Origin of the sequence: Limnohabitans sp. (assembly GCF_044373035.1) — a bacterium.
In the GTDB taxonomy this organism is placed as follows: Bacteria; Pseudomonadota; Gammaproteobacteria; order Burkholderiales; family Burkholderiaceae_C; genus Limnohabitans_A.
This window is the reverse complement of sequence record NZ_JBILQU010000201.1, coordinates 1-2,965: the sequence shown is the minus strand read 5'-3', so window position 1 is coordinate 2,965 and position 2,965 is coordinate 1. Positions and strand designations below refer to the sequence as shown.

The following is a 2,965-nucleotide window of genomic DNA, read 5'->3' as shown; positions in this document are numbered from 1 at the left end:
CGCTGCGATCAGCGAAGCCTTGAATTATGACACAGTTTTTAAGGCCACGTCAAGTATTTGAAAAATTTTTCGATCCTTGTGATCTTCTCAAAAACCTCTTCGCTGCCTGCTTTGGCTTTCTTGCGAAAACTGCTTTGTGCGCAGCGAAGCCCTCCATTGTGACACAGCTTTTGGGCCCTTAACCATCTTTTTGAATTTTTCGGCTAATTTTTGCATCCGCCCCCGGGATAATGCGCCCATGGCATTACTCACACTCATGAACGCGTCTCTGGCTTTTGGTCACGTCGCCCTCCTCGATCACGCCGACTTCTCTTTGGAGACGACTGAGCGCATCGGCTTGATTGGTCGCAACGGCACCGGCAAATCGTCCTTACTCAAGATTCTGGCGGGCATGGAGCGCCCAGACGACGGTAACTTGCATGTACAGCAAGGCGTTCGCATCGCCTACGTGGCTCAGGAGCCCATCCTGGTCGCTGAGCACACCATTTTTGAGTCTGTGCGTGAAGGCTTGGCCGAAGTGGTGCAATGGATCGACGATTACACCCACAGCCGGGGCGACCTGGACACTTTGCAAGGGCTCATCGAATCGCGCGATGGGTGGGGCTGGGAGCAGCGGCTGGACGAAACCCTGCAACGCTTGCAACTGGACCCCCGTGCGGTGGTGCAATCGTTGTCCGGGGGGATGCGCAAGCGCGTGGCCCTCGCGCAAGCTTTGGTGACCCGCCCAGACGTTCTCTTATTGGACGAGCCCACCAACCACCTGGACCTGAACGCCATCACCTGGCTGGAAGATCTGTTGATCGACTTCAAGGGCAGCGTGATCGCCATCACGCACGACCGGGCATTCTTGGACCGCATCGCCACCCGCATTGTGGAGTTGGACCGCGGCAAGCTGCGCCCTTACCCGGGCAACTACGCCGCCTACCAGATACAAAAAGAAGAGCAACTCGCTCAAGAAGCCGTGATTCAGGCCAAGGCTGACAAATTGCTGGCCCAAGAAGAGATCTGGATCCGCAAAGGCGTAGAAGCGCGCCGCACCCGCAGTCAAAGCCGCATCACTCGGCTGCAAAACCTGCGCGGCGAACGTGCAGCACGACGTGAAAAAGTGGGCAACGTGAAGATGGAAGTCGCCTCGGGTGTGCCAAGCGGCAAGCTGGTGGCCGAACTGACCGACGTGAGCAAAAGCTTCACCCAACCCGACGGCTCGGTGCGCACTGTGATCCAGAAATTCACCGGCACATTGCTGCGTGGCGACAAGATCGGCTTATTGGGCCCCAACGGTGCCGGCAAAACCACCTTGCTCAAACTGATTTTGGGCGAGCTTGAAGCCGACAGCGGTGAAGTGCGCCGTGGCACCAAGCTCGAAGTGGCCTATTTTGACCAAATGCGCGATGCGCTGGACCTGGACGCCACGCTGGAAGACTTCATCAGCCCCGGCAGCGAATGGATCGAGATTGGCAACAAACGCCAGCACGTCAAGAGCTACCTGGGTGACTTTTTGTTCTCGCCCGCACGCGGCACTTCGCCGGTGCGCTCACTGTCGGGCGGTGAACGCAACCGTCTTCTGTTGGCCCGCTTGTTTGCGCGACCAGCCAACGTGCTGGTGCTGGACGAACCGACCAACGACCTGGACATCGAAACCCTTGAATTGCTCGAAGAGCTGCTGCAAACCTACGAAGGCACGGTGTTCCTGGTCAGCCACGACCGCGCCTTCATGGACAACGTGGTCACGGGCATCATTGCCTGCGAAAGCGCCCCAGACCAACCTGGTTTTTGGCGCGAGTACGAGGGCTCGGTGCAGGACTGGCTGGTCCAATCCAAACGTGCTCAGGCCATTCGGGCTCAAACGGCGCAGCGCAGCGGCACCCCAATTCAGGCAGCCCCAGCCGCAAGCCCCATCCCAGCGTCATCAGCCCCCGCAGCAAGCACCCCAACACGCAGCAAGCTCAGCTACAAAGAACAACGCGAGCTGGCCGAGCTGCCAACAAAAATAGAGAACTTGGAAAAGGAGCAAACCAACGTGCGTGCGCAACTGTCCGACGGCAGCGTTTACCAGCGCGACCCCGGGCAGGCGCAACAACTGTTCCGCCGCGATACGGAAATCGATGACCAGCTGCTGGCCGCCATGGAACGCTGGGAAATTTTGTCGACACGTTGAGCACCCGCCAAGGGTGTGAAGACTCAAAGAACATCAAGCCCCGGGGGAAAACTACAGCAAAGCCTGCCGCGTCTTGGCCAAGGCGCGCCAAAACTTGTCATCTTGCGTGCTGGCAAAGTTCACCCGCATCAACGAGCCGGGCCTGCGATCGGCATGGAACAAGGAGCCAGGTGCCAGCAGATAACCGGCATCGTGCATGCGCAGCGCCAGCAGATCGGTGTCAACCCCCACATCCACCCAGCCAAACAGGCCTTGAGGCGCTGCCACGAACTGGCAACCGTGCGCCAGCGCCAGCTTCACACTGCGGCTGCGGGCGACATCCAGCAATTGCGACAAGCGCTCGGTGTGCCGCCGGATCGCGCCTTGCTCCAGGCACAAGGCCAGCGCCTTTTCGAACAGCACCGGGGTGGTGAGTGTGGACAAAAGCTTGGTGTCCAAAAACGCATCTTTCAAATCGGCCGGAGCCGCCAGGTAACCCACGCGCCAACTGGGCGCGAGGATCTTGGCATAGCCGCTGACGTAGATGGTTTTTTGCAAGCCATCGAGCACCGACAAGCGCACCGCATGCGCCGGGGCCATGTGCCCGTAGGTGTCGTCTTCGACCACATGAAAGTTGTAGCGGTGCGCCAGATTCACCAACTGGTGCGCACAAGGCAAGGACAAGCCATAACCTGTGGGGTTGTGCAAGACCGACACACTGACCATCATCTTGGGTGCATGCAACTGCGCATAACGTTCCACCACATCCAGGTCCGGCCCAATCTCCAATCGTGGCACAGGCAAGATGCGCACACCCAGGTTTTGCAA

Annotated in this window: 2 protein-coding genes; one reads left to right on the top strand and one right to left on the bottom strand. The window is 58.9% G+C overall.

Annotated features, from left to right (window positions below; genetic code table 11):
• Nucleotides 1–238: 238 nt before the first annotated feature.
• Nucleotides 239–2,158 carry an ATP-binding cassette domain-containing protein gene (locus ACIQ47_RS15860; protein WP_396439000.1) on the top strand — a complete coding sequence of 640 codons (1,920 nt, stop codon included), beginning with the start codon at nucleotides 239–241 and terminating at the stop codon, nucleotides 2,156–2,158.
• A 51-nt stretch (nucleotides 2,159–2,209) separates the two neighbouring features.
• Here the strand turns inward: ACIQ47_RS15860 and ACIQ47_RS15855 are convergent.
• Nucleotides 2,210–2,965: aminotransferase class I/II-fold pyridoxal phosphate-dependent enzyme (locus ACIQ47_RS15855; RefSeq protein ID WP_396438999.1), on the bottom strand; the 756-nt coding region annotated here is incomplete at its 5' end.